The sequence below is a fragment of the Bacillus sp. 166amftsu genome (genome assembly GCF_900107445.1).
Lineage (GTDB): Bacteria > Bacillota > Bacilli > Bacillales > Bacillaceae_G > Bacillus_A > Bacillus_A arachidis.
Map to the genome: position 1 here is coordinate 31,791 of NZ_FNQA01000017.1, position 17,753 is coordinate 49,543.

Below are 17,753 nucleotides of genomic sequence, written 5' to 3' on the forward strand. Positions count from 1 at the left end.
AAGGGATTATGTATGAATAAACGAAGAATATATAGTATACTAGCAATTCTTTTATTTGTTGTAGGTGGTATCTTAATCGGTAAGCCATTTTATGACGGATATAAGGCAGAGAAGAAGCAAACAGAAAATGTACAAGCTGTTCAGAAAATGGAATACGAAAAGCATGAAACAAAATTTGTAGATGCATCTAAAATTGAACAACCAAATTTAGCGGAAGTTGCGAATGCATCGTTAGATAAAAAACAAGTAATTGGTCGTATTGAAATTCCGAGTATTTCATTAAGTTTACCTATTTTAAATGCTTCTACTGAGAAAAACTTATTATCAGGAGCAGCAACTGTTAAAGAGAAGCAAGAGATGGGAAAAGAAAATTATGCATTAGCAGGGCATAATATGTCTAAAAAAGGCGTCCTATTCAGTGATTTATCAACATTAAAAAAGAACGATAAAATCTATTTATATGATAATGAAAATGAATATGAGTACACTGTGACGAATGTATCAGAAGTAACGCCTGATAAATGGGAAGTCGTTGAAAACCATGGGAAAACGGAAGTAACGCTTATTACATGTGTATCTGTATCGGATAACTCAAAGCGTTTTGTTGTTACAGGAGAGTTTGTAAAAGCGAAAAAAATAAAGTGAAACTTTAATCAGTGAAGGTGGCTTCATTCCCCGCTGATTATTAGCTCTCATCAATTGGGCCTTAACGGGTAGTTGATGGGAGTCTTACTGCCCGTTAAGGCGGGATAAAAGGTTAAACAAAAAGCTGAGGGGCAATCCCTCAGCTTTTTTAGTCCATCCATTTTACTAATTTTTTTGAAAGTAATAGTAATATACAACCTAAGAAAATAGCTACAACGCCAATGACTGTAAATACTTCTGAATAGCCAAGTGAAGTTGTAAAACTAGCGAGTTGACCACCTAAAATATTGGCAATTCCTGAACCAGCCAACCAAACGCCCATTAGTAATGAAGCGAGTTTTACTGGTGCAAGGGCACTGACCATTGATAATCCAACAGGTGATAAAAACAATTCACCTAATGTATGGAAAAGGTAAGTAAAGACAATGAATAATAGGTTTGCTTTCTCTGTAATATTATGTTCGTCACTACCTGTTTTTAATGTGGCAACCACTAGAACCATATAACCAATTCCAAGTAAAATCATACCGAGTCCCATTTTTGTTGGGATTTTTAAATCTCCATGTTTTGTTGTAGCAAGCTTAGCCCATAGTGCTGAAATAGCAGGAGCAAGCAAAATGATAAACAGTGGATTGACCGATTGGAACCAAGATGTTGGGATCTCCCACCCGAATACAGAACGATCAACAAACTTGTTTGTATATAGCGTTAGTGAACTACCAGCTTGTTCAAAACCAGCCCAAAAGAAGACAACGAAGCAAGTTAGAATAATGATAACTGCTGTATGCTGTTTTTCTTTTTTTGTAAGTGGTGTATTACCAGCTGTTTGTTCGCCGGATGGTGCTTGTAAATCTCTTGTTGGTTTTTTTCCGATATCGCCAAGGAAGCGATTAGATAGTGTTGTGAATAAAACTTGTCCAATAATCATACCGATTGAAGCGGCTAAGAATCCGTAACGGAAACCATAATGAACAACGCCATCTACTGTTGTTTTGAATAAATTTTCTGATAAAAATCCACAAACGAGTGGAGCTAAAAATGAACCGACGTTAATACCCATGTAGAAAATCGTAAATGCACTATCGCGTTTTGGATCATGTTCCTCATACAATTCTCCAACAAGCGTAGAAATATTTGGTTTAAAGAAACCATTACCAATAATAATAAGCGCCAGTCCAAGGTATAGGCCAACCTGGTTTTGTAGGGCAAATAGTGTAAGGTTACCGATTGCCATTGTTACGCCGCCTATCGTTATAGCTAAGCGTCTTCCTAGAAAACGGTCAGTTAAGTATCCGCCAATCATTGGAGTAAAATAACATGCTCCAGTATAAAATCCATAGATGGAAAGTGCCCACCCTGGACTAAACCCAAGACCGCCGCTTACTAAAGCTGTCGTTAAATATAATGTTAGTAATCCTCGTAATCCATAGTAACTAAATCGTTCCCACATTTCTGTGAAGAAGAGTAAGTATAAACCTGGAGGATGTTTTTTGTTTCGTTGTTGTTTCCTTTCAAGTTGTATCGCTGATTCCATTTAAGTTTCCTCCTGACACAAACAAAAACAAAGTGAATAGTTTTATTTGTTTAATATTTTATTTTATTAACTATTGGATGTCAATAAAGGTCGATTTTTCAGAAGAAATTGGAAAACAGTGCAGATATAGAATGAGGATTTCTTTTGTGATAGACTATGGACTATGTTTGTTCTAGCATATAAGTGCAAGAAATTGAAAAACCATATAAAACCTTTCTTTTTTAGGCGGGAAGAGAGCATCCGTCTATGCATAGAAGCGGTCAGGATTCTTTTTAGCCCCATGCCGAGTAAAACAAAAGGAGAAAATGAGTGGAGGTCTGCTTTTGTTTACATAGCCGCAACTAATATGTTGGAAAATCAAAATCGAGTTATATACCTCCCTTTTTAGAGGGGAGAAGAGGAGTGCGAATCATCTTTTATTAGGCGTAGCGGCTATATGTTGAAAAATTAAAATGGGATTTATATAGGCTGAAAAGGATTCTACTTTATATGAAAGTAAAGAAGGAGAAAGAAATGAAATCACTACAGAAAAAAGAAATTTTGCTTATGAGCCTGATGTTATTTTCCATGTTTTTCGGAGCTGGAAATCTAATTTTTCCACCTTTCCTTGGATATGAAGCGGGGGAACATGTGTGGATTGCATTGTTCGGCTTTATTATATCAGCAACTGGACTTCCGATATTAGGTGTAATGGCAATTGCTAAAGCCGGAAGTTTTCAAGGATTAGCCAATCGTGTACATTCTTCTTTTGCAATTATTTTTCCATGTTTAATTTATTTGTTTATCGGTCCTGGACTTGGTATACCACGTGCCGGGAGTTTAGCTTTTGAAATGGGGCCAGGTCAGTTCTTCCCAGAGACTAGTAGTGTATTACTACTCATTTACACGGTCATCTTTTTTAGTATTGTATATTGGCTAAGTTTATCACCATCAAAATTGATGGGGCTGTTTGGAAAGATATTAACACCCTTATTATTGTGTATGATTGCTCTTATCTTTATAAAGAGTATGATTACACCAGCAGGAGATGTTCAAGTACCAGTAGGGAACTACGGACACGCTCCAGTATTTCAAGGTTTTTTAGATGGATATTTAACAATGGATGCTTTAGCGGCATTAATCTTTGGAATTGTTATGGCAAATACTTTGCGTGCTAAAGGAGTACAAGATGAAAAAGGACTAGCAAAGTATATGAGCATGGCAGGTATCGGTGCTGGTCTTTTATTATCTCTTATTTATGTCATTTTGGGATATGTTGGATCAATAAGTGGTTCGCTTGGAAAGTTCGATAATGGAGCACAAGTATTAGCTCATATTATGACTACATTATTTGGACAGGGCGGCATGGTATTATTAGGAATTATTTTTACTGTTGCTTGTTTATGTGTATCGATTGGACTTGTTACATCTTGTAGTCAGTTTTTTGCAGAAGTATTTCCGAAAGTATCTTATAAAGTGTGGGCTTTTGTCTTGAGTGTAGTTAGTATGATTCTTGCTAACCTAGGATTAACACAAATTTTAAAAGTATCAGTTCCTATTCTTGGGTTTATTTATCCGATTGCTTTAACACTTATTATTTTAGGACTATTTCATAAGTATATTAATAAGTATACGTATATATATCCAATGACAATTGGATTTGTAGCAGTGTTTAGCGGGATAGATATTTTAAATCGCAACGTGTTACTTTCAAAATGGACGCCTATATTAGAAAACATTCCTTTGTATACAGAAGGAGTAGGCTGGATTATTCCAGCGATTGTAGGTGGCTGTTTAGGAATGATTGCGAGTATTTGTATCAATAAAAAAAATTAAAAGAAAAAGGTGTTTTCTATATTGGAAAACGCCTTTTTTTGTTTAATTTAATTCGCCTATAAACCATATTTCTTTGTCATTGTAATTATCGTCAGTAAAAATTTCTCTGTAGCCTTTTACCTGTAATTCTTTAGGTATATGTAAGCCAAATTCTTTTTCAATATCGCGTTCTTGTAGTAATGGAATCCACTGTGGTCCGTCCATGCATCCACTTAGAAAGCCTTCAAAAAATCGTTCGATCCCTTGCTTACTAAATACAATGAAGATATTAGAAGTGTGTAAGTTCGGAAAAGAGACACCCAAATAAATACGATACTCCTTTTCAACTTTAGTTTTCATATGAATGAAATGCTCTACTTGATTGATTGCGGTCTGTAAATAAAATCGTTTCATCGAGTTTGATTTACGTTTTGAATTCATATAAGAAGGATTGATGGGAAGATGGATAGACCAGCAACCTAAAGAAGATGTTTCAGTCGCATTTGGTAAAGAACTTGTATGTGCGATGGTAGATTTTAAAAAATTCCGGCATACTCTCCTTAAACCACGAATTTTCTTTTTTGAACGATGATTCCAAATTGGCGGTTTCAAACAAACACCTCATAAACATTATGTTTTAATTTTCATGAAAATAGAATAGGGATTGCCATTTGCTACTATAATAGCAGAAACTGGAGATTATTAGGGGAATTTTATTAAAAAATGAATAGATTAGGAGTATTATATAAATAACTGGTAATTTATCCAATTGTTATAATGCATTCTACTATTTTAACAGCATGATCAGAGGGGGGAGAAAATGAAACAAGATTTGGGCAAAAAAATAGAAGCTCTAGAAACAGCAATTGATACATTGCAGGAGACGCTCTATGAGTTAAAAGCACAGCAAAGAGAAATGGAAGAAGAAAGAGTTCAACAAGTAAAGGAACCTATTGAGAAGAAACAAGATGTTAGTATCCCTGTGCAAAATGTACGACAAGAAGAAAGAGTCATTAGCCAAGAAAGTGTGACGGAACCGGAGATAAAGCAGGTGGATATATCTGCGTTTAAGCCTGAACCATTTGACATTATAAAATTTTGTCAAACATGGCTACCACGAATTTTCGTTGCAATTATGCTACTTGGGGTAATTTGGCTATTTAAAGCGGGGGTAGATGCAGGATTACTTACTCCAGCAATTCGTATTGTATTTGGCGTAGCATTATCAGTTGCTTTGTATTATGTAGGTGATATACAAATAAAAAAAGAACGTCAAGCGTTAGGTTTGGTATTAGCTGGAGGAAGTATTACAGGCATTGTTTTAACGACATTCGCTGCACATTATTTGTATCATTTCTTTCCGGCAATGATGGCATTTATATTCAACATTATTTGGATTATACTCGGTATCTATTTAGCTAAGCGATATCAATCAGAGTATCTCGCTATATTTGTATCTGTAGGCGCCTTTTTTGTACCGTTTTTATTAAATAGTACAACACCTAATTCTTACATTTTCTTTGGATATGAAACGGTGTTAACGATTAGTTTATTATGGTATGCGTATAAAAATCGCTATCAATATTTATATATGGTGTCTTACAGTGTTGCTGTGCTTGTAACGTTTTTCTTTTTTGTGATTATGACAGTATTATTAGGTCATTTACAAGTGCAATTAACGATTGTTTATGGATTGATTCATATTATGTTGTTTTGGCATATGTTTATTGATAAAAACTTTATTTACGAGCCCCGGATGGCGATATTTGGTGCTAATGCTATCTTTTTCGTTATGGCAATTGTGAAAATTCCAGACTTTACAACATGGGGATTGTTAATTTGTACAATTGTACACACTGTAATGTTTGTGGCTGACTATATGAAAAATAAAAAATCGCCATTTACAGATCTTTTATTTGGTTTTGCGATGGGGTCGTTTAGTTTAGCGATTTTATATGAATTTAGTTTAGTGAATGGAGCAATTGTATTGATGTTACAAGGTTTTTTAGGTATCGTTGCTTCTGCGAAATTAAAACAAGAAATCAAGTTTTATATTAGTGGAGTTATTTATGTAATCGGTATGTTGCAAACCCTTGTTAGCCCATTTGAGACATTCATGTCAGCGGCTTTTGTAGCCCACCTCATTTTAGTTGGAACATTTTATTATGGAATGATGAAAGTGAAACCAATGTTGAAACGCTTTGGGAAATATGTGTATTCGATGACGTTATATAGTTTTATGGTACTTGTATTTATTACGATTACTAGAATAGGAGAGGTTCTTTCAACAGACGGAAGTATTATCAGTGTACCTGTCTCTCTTGCATGGATGATATATGCTTTAGTTTCAGTTTGGTTTGGGCGTAATAGAGGAATGAATGAAATATTATACGCCGGATTAGTTGTGTTAGTTGTGACAGTGAGTAAGTTATTCTTCTTGGATTTACCAGAAGTATCAATGATGATTCGTGCAGTATTATTCTTACTTATTGGTGGACTAGGAATTGTTATTTCTAGAATGTTTTTCTCGAAAGAAAAAGGTGATTAGTAAAAAAAGCAATCCATTTAGGATTGCTTTTTTACTATTTATTATTAATAGTGACAGCTTCATTATATTTTGTCGTTGTATTTTGACGAAGACGTAAAGTGGCTTGTCCAGTTGTATTCGGTGCGAGTTGTATATTTACTACTTTTTCAGCAAAACCTAGGCTATTTGTCGTGAAAGAGAATACACTACTATATCCAAAAGTAGAAGGCCAAGTACCATTTTCATTTTGTACTTTCGCAATTTGTGTTCCTCCAGTTGTAAAAATCCCTAGAGAATAATTATTGTATGTCGCATTAGGTAATAAATTGTTTGCTTGAAGCCTTATTTGAAATACTTCGTTGCTTGGTAGAATACTAGGGCGAATGACTGTATAATCGCTAGTTGTTACAGTTCCCTTATATCCATAAGAACCAGGCTTAAATGTATTTGTATTGAACCATTGATATCCTTGATTTGGAGCGCTCCAAGGTTCTGGTTGTGGCTCAGTTGATAAATTAGGTTGCTCAAATGTTTGTAAAGGTGTTGGATTATCAAGTTGTAGGCCATTTACTTGATCTAAACTTGTATAAGTTTCTGGTTTAGATAACCAATTCACAATGTTTTCCAATAGAATAGCGTCATTTTCTTCTTTATATCCATCATATGTTTTTTTTGCTTGTCCTGTATCTTCACGAACATATTTTGGTGAGGCATCCTCAACAGGAGAAGAATCACCAATAAAGGCTGCTTTTCCAAGGCCAACTTTAGCAATTGCAGCATAAGGACCTTCTGCAATACCGCCACCATTATAAACACCGCTATCAACAGCGCTATTCCATTTTGATGGGTTTTCTGGAAGATATACGATTCCTTTCGCTAATTTAGGGTTTGTAATGGCAAGTGTAGAACCAGCATGCATAGCTACTGATGAAATCCCTTTTGTAATACCAAAGGATTGTTCAGGTGATACAATATTTTTGGCAGAAACATCTCCAAGCGCATTATAGCGAAAGCGAATACCAAAGTTTTGGGATAACCAATCGGAGCTTTCTACTCCTTGCATTGCTGGTGAGTTTGCTTCTTCATTAGACATACCTTTTGCCGGGTTGTCCCATGCACCACGTCTGTATCCATTAAATACCTCTGAAGAATCCCAGCGATTCTTATTTCGGTCTGCATTATAATGATCTGCGATAAAGAAAATACTACCACCATTTTTAACATACTGTAACATGGCATCTTGTTCAGATTTTTTATAAGGAATATTTGCTTCAGGAACGATAAATACATGATAATCTTTTAAATTTTCATATGTAATAGGTGTAGATTGGCGAAGCTCTTTTACAAAATATCCGTTTTTAGCAATACCATTTCCAAAATCAGAAAAACCACCATCAATGACCCAATCGGCTGTACCGGCTGTTTGCCCGTGTGTATTATCAAATAATACTTTCTTCCCATTGTTTTGATTTACAACTTTTGCAGCAATCTCTGGTGCTGGATCTGTAGAACTTTCAGCGAAAGCTGGTGGAATAGAAGTGCTTCCGATACTGAATGTAATTGCTGTTGCTAAAGAAAGTTTAAGCCATTTTTTGTTCTTCATAGAAGAATCCCCCTAATAATAAATATATGTGCCTTAATAATGTAATGGATTTTTTTATGAAAATAAAGATGGAAAATGTAAAATATACAAAAAATTTGTAAAAATAACATGGATTTTGTTGATAAATATTTGTGTGAAAAATAAGAAAACCCCTTCCTCGCTATAAGGAAGGGGCAACATATTTAACTAATTTTTGAAGTTTGTGCAGCATCTATCTTATGAAATCCTTTTAAGTAATATACAACTACTAATGAAATCAACCAAATCGGACCAACAATTAATGCGATTCGTGTATCTTCTGAATAAGCCATAATTCCTAATACTAATGCAAGGAAAGCAAGTGAAAAATAAGAACTTAATGGATATAAAGGCATTTTGTACGTTAAATTTTGCTTAGTTTGTGCTGGTAATCCTTTTCTGAATCGGATTTGAGTAACTAATATGATCCCCCATGTCCAAATTGCACCGAACGTTGAAATACTAGTAAGCCATGTAAATACTTTTGCAGGAACAAGATAGTTTAAAATAACACCAACCAGTAAGACTAAGGAAGTTGCTATAATTCCACTACTTGGAATGCCATTTTTATTTAAACGGCCGAATTTTTCAGGCGCCTTTTTTTGCTCTGCCAATGTAAATAACATACGTCCTGTACTAAATAAACCACCGTTACAAGAAGAAAGAGCTGCCGTTAAAACAACGAAGTTAATAATTCCCGCTGCTTTTGCTATACCAATTTGTTGGAATGTTAATACAAACGGACTTCCTTTATCGCCAAGTTCATTCCATGGATAAATTGCCATCATAACAAATAATGCTCCAACGTAGAACAGTAAAATGCGCCAAAATACGTTATCAATTGCTTTTGCAAGTGTTTTCTTCGGATTTTGTGCCTCACCAGCTGTGACACCGATAAGTTCGACTCCTAGATAAGCAAATAAAACCATTTGTAAGGAAAGAAGTAACCCAGAAAAACCATTAGGGAACCATCCGCCGTGTGACCAAAGGTTCGAAATTCCAGTAGCGATGCCATCATTTCCAAATCCAAATAGAATAATTCCTGTCCCAATTACAATCATACAGATAATTGTGACAATTTTAATTAAAGCAAACCAAAATTCAAGCTCTCCAAATACTTTTACAGATAAAAAGTTAAATGCGCTCATTAATACGAGAGCCAATAACGCCCAAATCCAGCGCGGGATATCTGGAAACCAATATTCCATATAAATTCCAGCGGCAGTGATTTCAGCCATACAAGTAACAACCCATAAAAACCAATAGTTCCATCCAGTTATATAACCTGCTAAGGGTCCTAAATAATCATGTGCGTATTTACTAAAAGAACCAGCAACTGGTTGTTCAATTGCTATTTCCCCAAGAGCACGCATAATGAAGAAGATAACGAGTCCAGCAATCATATAAGCTAATAGAATAGAAGGTCCAGCTAATTTGATAGCAGAAGCAGATCCTAAAAATAGTCCTACACCAATAGCGGATCCAAGAGACATCAATGTGATGTGTCTTTGTTTTAGACCGCGGTTTAAAGTTCCTGATTTGTTTGTTTGCTGCATAAAAAGCCTCCTTATAGGATGAAAAGATTGAATGCGCTTACTAGAAGTGCAACTATTTTAAATTATAAAACATTTCTGTCTGTTATGCTACAAAAATTGTCGATGTATGCTGTACTATATCTGTATTTGTCAGACCTAAACTTAAAATTCTAACTATTATTGAATACATTGACTCTTTCTTTTATTGATTGGTAAGATTAAGTATTACATTTTCTCGCATAATTATAAGAATGTGTGATAATAATTCATTGTGTAGGAAGGGTACTTAAGCATGTTTCAATTACAAAAGTATAACACTTCTGTGAAGCAAGAGATTTTAGCTGGCATCACAACATTTTTTACATTTGCGTACATTCTTGTCATCAATCCGAAAATACTATCTGATGCAGGTGTACCTTTTGATCAAGCATTTACGGCAACTATTATTGCGACAATTGTCGGAACATTATGTATGGCGTTTTTTGCAAATTATCCAATCGTCATTGCTCCAGCCATGGGGATGAATGCGTACTTTGCTTATTCTGTTGTACAAAAAGCAGAAGGCATTACATATGCTATTGCGTTTTCAGCAGTATTTGTAACGGGTATTATTTTTCTTTTATTGTCTTTTACATCATTTCGTCAAAAGCTTATTGTAGCAATTCCAGATAGTTTGAAGCATGCTATTGCAGGTGGGATTGGGTTATTTATTGCTTTCATTGGTCTTCGTTTATCTGGTATTATTGTTGATCATCCATCTAATTTAGTTACAATTGGAGATTTTCATTCACCGGCTGTTATTTTAACACTGATTGGTTTAGTGTTAGCAGCAGTGTTAATGGCATTACGTGTGAGTGGTGCGCTATTTATAAGTATGATTGTAACGGGGATAATTGCCTTCTTTACAGGGCAATTGAAGTTTAGTGATCAAATTGCAGCGATTCCTCATTTACCAAAAGGGATTATCGTTTCCAATCCTATAACTGCATTTTCTGATGTAATGGAATATGGGTTATACGGCGTTGTTTTTTCATTCTTACTCGTACTTTTATTTGATACAACAGGGGCTTTGCTTGGTCTAATTAAACAAGCTGGTTTAAATACAGATAATGCTGAAAAGCGTTTCGGTAAAGCATTTATTGCTGATGCAATAGGTGGTACAACGGGAGCAGTGTTCGGGACAAGTCCGACAGCGGCAACGATTGAATCGTCAGCAGGAATTGCAGCAGGTGGTAAAACAGGATTAACAGGTATTGTAGTAATCTGCTTAACGATAGTTACAGCATTTTTCAGTCCTGTAATTGCTTCTTTATCAAGTGTGGCAGCAATTACGGCTCCCTCATTAATTATAGTAGGGAGTTTAATGGCACAAAGTATTCGTGATATTAACTGGAATGAATTTGAAGATGCATTGCCGGCATTTTTAATTTTTGTAGGGATTCCATTAACATCTAGTATTGCGAACGGAATTGCACTTGGATTTTTAATTTATCCAATTTTAAAAATTGTGAAAGGGAAAGGGATGGAAGTTCATCCGCTTCTGTATTTCTTTGCAATTTTATTTGGATGTCATTTGTTTTTATAATATAGAAAAGGGTATTTCTTTGTAAGGATTTAACATTAATCATGAAATTTCTTTGTTTTTTGGTTCCCTCTTTATTATTTATAATTATAGAAGAATGATAAGAGCTAAAGAAGATAACTAAAGCATAGAAAAACCTTCCGTGCATATGGAAGGTTTTTTCATGTCTTTTAAAGAGAAAATATCAAGAATCCACCGCAAATAATAAAGAATACGAACCCTAAAATACAGGGTGCGCTAATAATTCCTAGCAAAATAAATGGCCTTCCTCTATATGCTTCGTATCCTCCCCAAGATAATAAAGAGATTCCTACAATAATAAATGCAATCTCAATCCAACGAATAGGAGTTCCAAATAATATAATAAGAGCTAGGAATGTAACTGCAAAACCAATCATCCATTGTTGAAAAGGGCGAGTTTTTTTAGATGAGTTTGTAGTACTCATAGAACCCTCCTTATAAAATTCAGAATTGTTTTACTATATTTTTATTTTACAATATATGTATTATGGAAGATAGAGAATAGACGTAAGAAAGGTATAATCATATGGATTTTCCAATTTATTTACATGTATTTGGAGTAAAGCTACATCCTCATGCTATTTTTGAATCACTCGGTATGTTTATTGGGTTTCGTTATTATTTAAAAAGTCGACGAAAAGAGAAGATTCCAGAAGCTAAAGCACTATTCATCTTTTTAGGTGCTATATTTGGTGCTTTTCTCGGTGCAATCCTTTTGGCAACGCTGGAGCATCTTCTGCAGGTTCAGAAAGTAATAGAGGAGAATGGCTGGCAAGGATTGATTCAAGGGAAAACAATTGTAGGCGGTTTGTTAGGTGGACTTATTGGTGTAGAAAGTGTGAAGAAAATGGTTGGTCATACAGAATCAACGGGTGATGATATGGTCATTCCTCTGGCACTAGGAATTGCAATTGGTAGAATTGGTTGTTTTTTAACTGGCATTGGAGATGAAACGGTAGGGATGCAAACAACATGGTCAGTTGGAATTGATTTTGGTGATGGGATGCTCCGGCATCCGACACAATTATATGAGATTGGTTATTTATGTATCCTTATGATTTGCTGTATTTGGCTAAGTAGACATAAACCGTGGGAAGGGTTCGTTTTTCAAATCTTTATGTTGGCATATTTAAACTTTCGCTTTTTGGTTGAATGGCTCAAGCCGACAGATAAGTTATATGTGCATTTGAGTGCGATTCAATGGGCTTGTATTTTGGGTGTTTGTTATTATGTTGTGTTAGTTATGAAAAAGAGAAAAGGGGAAAGACGACATGCCAAATAGGGACTATTTATATTATGACCTAACGAGTAGTGTGTGCTCCACATGTTTACAGAAAGTAGAAGCGAAGATCATTATACAAGATGAAAGAGTCTATATGGTAAAGCATTGTATGTTGCATGGCCGAGAAAAGGTGCTCATTTCAACAGATGTCTCATATTATAAGCAATGCCGCGAATTTATTAAGCCGAGTGAAATGCCATATCGTTGGAATACACCTATTAAATACGGGTGCCCTTATGATTGTGGACTTTGTCCGGATCATGAGCAACACAGTTGCTTAAGTATTATTGAAATTACAGATGTATGCAATTTACAGTGTCCGATTTGTTATGCAGAATCATCACCAAAGCGCACTACATGGCGAACAGTAGAACATGTGGAGATGATGTTAGATGCCGTTGTAAAAAACGAAAAGAATCCAGATGTTGTTCAAATTAGCGGTGGTGAGCCAACGCTTCATCCTCATTTCTTTGATATATTAAATATTGCAAAACAAAAACCAATTAAACATATTATGATTAATACGAACGGTTTACGCATTGCACAGGATATTACGTTTGTAGAAAAGTTAGTAAAATATACACCTGGATTTGAAATATATTTACAGTTTGATAGCTTGGAAAAAGAAGCACTGCAGAGTTTACGCGGGGCTGATTTACGTGAAATAAGAAGAAGAGCGATTGAGAACTTAAATAAATACAATATTTCTACAACCCTTGTTGTTACATTGAAAAAAGGAGTAAATGATAAGGAAATAGGTGAGATATTACAATATGCAATACAACAAAAATGTGTACGGGGTGTTACATTTCAACCTATTCAGCAAGCGGGACGAACAGAAGATTTTAATCCTGAAACCAATCGTTTAACATTAAGTGAAGTACGTCAAATGATTATCGAACAATCTTCGTTATTTACAGAAGACGATATAATACCGGTTCCTTGTCATCCGGATAGTTTGGCGATGGCATACGCATTAAAATTAGATGGATCTATTTTTCCACTAACCAGTATAATTGATCGAAATATTTTATTAGAAGGAGAGCGGAATACGATTGTTTTTGAAAGTGATGAGCAATTAAAAGGACAAATCTTTAAGTTATTTAGCTTAAATCATTCACCAGAAAGTGGCTATGATTCATTAAAAGAATTGCTCTGTTGCTTGCCAAAAGTTAGTCTTCCAACAGGGATTGGTTATGAGAATGTATTCCGCGTATTAATTATGAAGTTTATGGATAATTATGATTTAGATATACGTTCGGTAAAGAAATCCTGTGTTCATATTGTACATCCTGATGGAAGAATTATTCCGTTTGATACGTATAATTTATTTTACCGTGATGAGAAAGAAGAGTATTTAAAAGAGCTACAAGGAGAGGGGGGAATTATAAAATAAAGAGGATGACCTCTTTATTTTATAATGTTTTATACATTAATTTATGAAGTCCAATTGGATGGATATCAAATATTTCGCCATGCTCAAGAAATCCTAAACGTTTATAGTAATCTGTAACGGTAATACGAGCATTACACCACAATAGCTCTGCTTCACGCTCTTTTAACATTACTTCAGCTTGCTGGATTAATGAGCTACCAGCATGTTGTTTTCGAAAGGTAGGCATTGTAGCCATGCCTCGCAAACGATAGTGATTATTACCTTGTAAGGAAGGTTCTGATTCAGCTGAGAAAGATGCGATGCTAATGAGTTCAGCATGTAGGAAAGCACCGAGATGAAAGGAATTTGTTTCGTAATCAGATGGGTATTTACAATCGTCCAACTGTTGAGTTGGACGTAAAATTTTTTGACGTAGTTCGTATGTTTCGGAGGCATCAATACATCTAATTGTAACCATACAGAATCCACCTTTCTTATGACGCCTTTTCTATGAGTTGTAAAAAGAAATAGGCCGGTGCAACACAAAGACCTAATATACTACAAGTACCAATGAGAAGAGAAAGAAAGAGACAAAAGTATTTCGTTCCATTTGTTTTTTTCCATCCATAACTGCAAATTTCAATGCTAATACCGATGAGAATAATGGCAACGAGTACTTCTGCGAGTAGCAAAAGAGCTAAAGTTGAAATAGACATAGTGTGATTCATCCCCAGAATATTTGATAGTAATATTTTACCATTAAAAAACGAGAATCTTAAGAAAAAGTTTGAAAGTGTATGGTGAAAGGAATAAGTGTTATGTAAGAAGAAAGTCCCCTCGTGATGAAAAGGGGACTTTCTGCTATTCTAATATGCTTTTCATTGTATCAATATGTTCTTTTGAACCTGTTACAAGAAGCGTATCACCATGTTGTAATGTTGTATCACCATGAGGTACCAATGCTTTATTACCTCGGTAAATTTGAATGATGAGTACATCACCTAGGAATGGTAAGCGACGAAGCGCTAAACCATTATATTTATTACTACGTAATTCGATCTCACGAACCGTTTCGTTTGCAGTTGTAATTAAACGAACGAGACTTGGTTTATCGATAAGTGCACGTAATAAAATTCTTGTAGAGTTGATGGTTGAGAATACGGCAATATGTTCTTGCGTTGCTTTTTCTTGTAGAAGAGGATCCTCTACACTTGCAATGACGTGTTCAACACCTAATTCTTTTGCATGTTCTGCTAATAATAAGTTTTGTTCATCATCACTTGTCGCGACAACAACTCGATCTGCATTGAATGCTTTGTGTTCGTCTAATTGTTCTATCGTAATTGTATCTAATTTTACAATAGGGAAGTCATGAGATGTTGCTTCCTCTGCATTTACTTTATTTTGACGCATCATGTATAATGTTACATCATAATCTTCACGTTTTAAATCAAGTGATAATGGAAGAGTGATTCGACTTGCTCCAATGATAGAAACTTTTGGTTTTGGTGTTTCAATCCTTGGGAACATCTTTTTAAATAACACAGGTGCAAAAATACATGTAATAACTGCACTTAAAATAAGTGAAGCAGATAGACTCGGACTAATGATATTTAGCTTTTCACCAATTTGTGCCGCAGCGATAACTAATGAAAGTGTAGATGTTAATAAAATGGCACTTCCGAGTACAATGTTACGTGGATACCATTTTCTTAGTACAAGCGATGGCAATAATTTTGAAATAAAGAGTCCAACAATTAAAATGGGAATCATTAGCATACTAGAAGGCTCTTTAAAAATCGACCATACTTCTAAATTAACCCCAACCATAACGAAGAAAATGGGAATGAAGAAACCATATCCGATGGAATCAAGTTTTTCGACCATATCTTCATTTGGTGATAGTAAGGATACGAGCACGCCTGCTAAAAAGGCACCTAAAATATTTTCTGCACCAACAGATTCAGATAATCCGACTAATATTAAAATGAGTGCAAAAACAGCACGTGTGTCAATTTGCACACTACCAGCTTTTAGGCTTTCTAAGTATGGAATATTTTTAAAGCGTCTTGCCACAAAGTAAATGACAATACCTGCGCCAAATAGAACGAGAAGAAGCCACATGCTCTGACCGCTTTCGGAATTTAACCCGACAAATACAGCGAGTAGAATCATTGTAACTAAGTCAGCAATTACAGCGACTAATAAAATGATTTGGCCGATTGCTGTTTTTCCTAAGTTATTTTCTTTTAATGTCGGTACAACAACACCTAAAGAAATCGTTGAGATAATTAATGTCATGAACATTGCATTATCGACAAATCCAAGCCATACAAATATAAGTGATAGGGCATAGGATAAGATGAAAATGAATAAAAAGATAATGCTTGCGGCTTGGAACGTATTTGGTTCATTTGTCGTATTCTTTTTTCCTTTTTGTTTAAAGATCGAAAAGTCAATTTCTAAACCGCTTAAGAACATTAAGAAAATAAATCCTAGTGTTGATAAGACTTGAAGCCACATATCTGGCTCAATAACGTTAAACCCACTTTTTCCTACAAAAATTCCTGCAATAATTTCTGCAACAACGACAGGAATTGCTTTTAACTTAAAGCGTTGCAACAAAAGGGGAACGAAAAACGCGATTGCGACGACAATCATAAGTGATAAGACTGAAGAATGTTGTTCCATTGCGTTCTCTCCCTTCAAATAATATAGTACATATTTTAGCTATATTATTTGAAGAAAAGCAATGCATATGAACTCGATTCCATAAAGAAAGAGTTTTCTTAACATTTGTCATAATAAGTATAGTTTACATGATAATGTTGTAATTTCCGTAATATGGTGGAGGAGGGGATAAATAAAAAGACTGCTGAGATTATCTCAGCAGTCTTTTTCATGTCCATTACATAGAGAAGAAAATCCATACAGTAAGACCAACTGTTGCAATTGCAACGAAGAAACTGTATATCATTGTAACAATTTGAATTGTACCTTCTCCTTCTCTTAAGTGCATGAACATAATTAATTGTAATAAACCTTGCGCAAGTGCCATTATGATAATAGTTGTTAATATCGTTGAAAGTGGCAAAGTTGTGTAAAGCGCAACGTATAGAGCAAGAAACGTTAGTGCAAGCGATAAAATGAACCCGAAAACGTGTGACCATGGAAAACCGCTATGCGCGTGTCCATTTGCTTGTGTATTGTTTTGTCCCATTATTACGCCACCATCCCGTTCAAGTAAACTAGTGTGTAAATAAAGATCCAAACAAGGTCAAGGAAATGCCAGTATAAGCTGATAATAAATACTTTACGAGCTGTAACTGGTGTTAATCCGCGTTTTAAAATTTGGATGATTACACAAGTTGCCCAGATGATACCACCTGTTACGTGGGCACCATGCGTTCCAAGAAGAACGAAGAATCCAGATAAGAACGCGCTTGTTTGGATCGTAGCGCCTTCGCCAACATACATGATGAACTCTTCAATTTCAAAGAATAGGAAGCCTGCACCTAAAAGCAATGTGAAAAGGAACCATCCTAACATAGCTTTTTGGTTGTTTTTACGCATTTCATGAATTACGATACCGCATGTAAAACTACTTGTTAAAAGTAGTAATGTTTGAATTAAAAGTGTTTTAACTTCAAACAATTGCGCTGGTGTTGGGCCATCTGCCGTACGACCAGCAAGGACTAGATAAGAGGCGAAAAGTGTTGCGAACAGCATAATTTCAGCCCCTAGGAAAATCCAGAACCCTAGAATATTCAATCTGCTTTGTTCAGATTGATATTCTAAAGGTAAGCTTTTATCTAAAGCCGCCATTTCGTTTCACCT

Annotated in this window: 16 protein-coding genes; 6 read left to right on the forward strand and 10 right to left on the reverse strand. The window is 35.2% G+C overall.

Annotated elements, in window-relative coordinates:
* Positions 1 to 12: 12 nt before the first annotated feature.
* Entirely contained in the window at positions 13 to 645 is a 633-nt protein-coding gene (locus BLV40_RS22915; protein WP_026592949.1) for a class A sortase, read from the forward strand.
* A 148-nt stretch (positions 646 to 793) separates the two neighbouring features.
* Here BLV40_RS22915 and BLV40_RS22920 read toward each other — a convergent pair whose 3' ends face one another.
* The gene (locus tag BLV40_RS22920; protein WP_090694220.1) at positions 794 to 2,179 is read right to left on the reverse strand and encodes a peptide MFS transporter; all 1,386 of its coding nucleotides are present in this window, start codon (positions 2,177 to 2,179) and stop codon (positions 794 to 796) included.
* A gap of 489 nt (positions 2,180 to 2,668) precedes the next feature.
* Between BLV40_RS22920 and brnQ the strand changes: the two genes are divergently transcribed.
* A complete protein-coding gene (brnQ, locus tag BLV40_RS22930; protein ID WP_139265602.1) occupies positions 2,669 to 3,994 on the forward strand; it encodes a branched-chain amino acid transport system II carrier protein BrnQ1 in 1,326 nt (441 codons plus the stop codon).
* Between the two features lie 42 nt (positions 3,995 to 4,036).
* Here the strand turns inward: brnQ and BLV40_RS22935 are convergent, their stop codons facing one another.
* Positions 4,037 to 4,585: a DUF3916 domain-containing protein gene (locus BLV40_RS22935; protein WP_090694224.1), complete on the reverse strand. Its 549-nt coding sequence runs from the start codon at positions 4,583 to 4,585 to the stop codon at positions 4,037 to 4,039.
* 208 nt (positions 4,586 to 4,793) lie between these two features.
* Between BLV40_RS22935 and BLV40_RS22940 the strand changes: the two genes are divergently transcribed.
* Positions 4,794 to 6,521, forward strand: a complete 1,728-nt coding sequence (locus BLV40_RS22940; protein ID WP_090694227.1) for a DUF2339 domain-containing protein — start codon at positions 4,794 to 4,796, stop codon at positions 6,519 to 6,521.
* 34 nt (positions 6,522 to 6,555) lie between these two features.
* On the opposite strand, the gene BLV40_RS22945 is transcribed toward BLV40_RS22940, so the two are convergent.
* Both BLV40_RS22945 and BLV40_RS22950 read right to left on the reverse strand, forming a co-directional pair.
* A complete protein-coding gene (locus BLV40_RS22945; protein ID WP_090694230.1) occupies positions 6,556 to 8,103 on the reverse strand; it encodes a DNA-binding protein in 1,548 nt (515 codons plus the stop codon).
* A gap of 182 nt (positions 8,104 to 8,285) precedes the next feature.
* Positions 8,286 to 9,677 (reverse strand): amino acid permease, encoded by a 1,392-nt coding sequence (locus tag BLV40_RS22950; protein ID WP_026592955.1) that lies wholly within the window; start codon positions 9,675 to 9,677, stop codon positions 8,286 to 8,288.
* 271 nt (positions 9,678 to 9,948) lie between these two features.
* Here BLV40_RS22950 and BLV40_RS22955 point away from each other — a divergent pair, with 271 nt between their 5' ends.
* Positions 9,949 to 11,241 (forward strand): NCS2 family permease, encoded by a 1,293-nt coding sequence (locus tag BLV40_RS22955; RefSeq protein WP_090694234.1) that lies wholly within the window; start codon positions 9,949 to 9,951, stop codon positions 11,239 to 11,241.
* Positions 11,242 to 11,408: 167 nt separating this feature from the next.
* On the opposite strand, the gene BLV40_RS22960 is transcribed toward BLV40_RS22955, so the two are convergent.
* Entirely contained in the window at positions 11,409 to 11,684 is a 276-nt protein-coding gene (locus BLV40_RS22960) for a hypothetical protein (RefSeq protein WP_090694238.1), read from the reverse strand.
* Positions 11,685 to 11,785: 101 nt separating this feature from the next.
* On the opposite strand from BLV40_RS22960, the gene BLV40_RS22965 reads away from it, so the two are divergent.
* Entirely contained in the window at positions 11,786 to 12,541 is a 756-nt protein-coding gene (locus BLV40_RS22965) for a prolipoprotein diacylglyceryl transferase (protein ID WP_090694242.1), read from the forward strand.
* Positions 12,531 to 13,937, forward strand: coding sequence for a radical SAM protein (locus tag BLV40_RS22970; RefSeq protein WP_090694247.1), 1,407 nt, complete (start codon positions 12,531 to 12,533; stop codon positions 13,935 to 13,937). The genes BLV40_RS22965 and BLV40_RS22970 overlap by 11 nt, the downstream gene beginning before the upstream one ends.
* A 19-nt stretch (positions 13,938 to 13,956) precedes the next feature.
* Here the strand turns inward: BLV40_RS22970 and BLV40_RS22975 are convergent, their stop codons facing one another.
* The 5 genes from BLV40_RS22975 to qoxC form a co-directional block, all read right to left on the reverse strand.
* Positions 13,957 to 14,394 carry a GNAT family N-acetyltransferase gene (locus tag BLV40_RS22975; RefSeq protein WP_090694250.1) on the reverse strand — a complete coding sequence of 146 codons (438 nt, stop codon included), beginning with the start codon at positions 14,392 to 14,394 and terminating at the stop codon, positions 13,957 to 13,959.
* Between the two features lie 16 nt (positions 14,395 to 14,410).
* Entirely contained in the window at positions 14,411 to 14,644 is a 234-nt protein-coding gene (locus BLV40_RS22980) for a DUF4022 family protein (RefSeq protein WP_170833695.1), read from the reverse strand.
* A gap of 133 nt (positions 14,645 to 14,777) precedes the next feature.
* Complete coding sequence (locus tag BLV40_RS22985) at positions 14,778 to 16,607, reverse strand: monovalent cation:proton antiporter family protein (protein WP_090694258.1); 1,830 nt, start codon at positions 16,605 to 16,607, stop codon at positions 14,778 to 14,780.
* A 217-nt stretch (positions 16,608 to 16,824) separates the two neighbouring features.
* Positions 16,825 to 17,136: a cytochrome aa3 quinol oxidase subunit IV gene (gene qoxD, locus BLV40_RS22990; RefSeq protein ID WP_090694260.1), complete on the reverse strand. Its 312-nt coding sequence runs from the start codon at positions 17,134 to 17,136 to the stop codon at positions 16,825 to 16,827.
* A 2-nt stretch (positions 17,137 to 17,138) separates the two neighbouring features.
* A complete protein-coding gene (gene qoxC / locus BLV40_RS22995) occupies positions 17,139 to 17,741 on the reverse strand; it encodes a cytochrome aa3 quinol oxidase subunit III (RefSeq protein WP_090694261.1) in 603 nt (200 codons plus the stop codon).
* Positions 17,742 to 17,753: the final 12 nt, after the last annotated feature.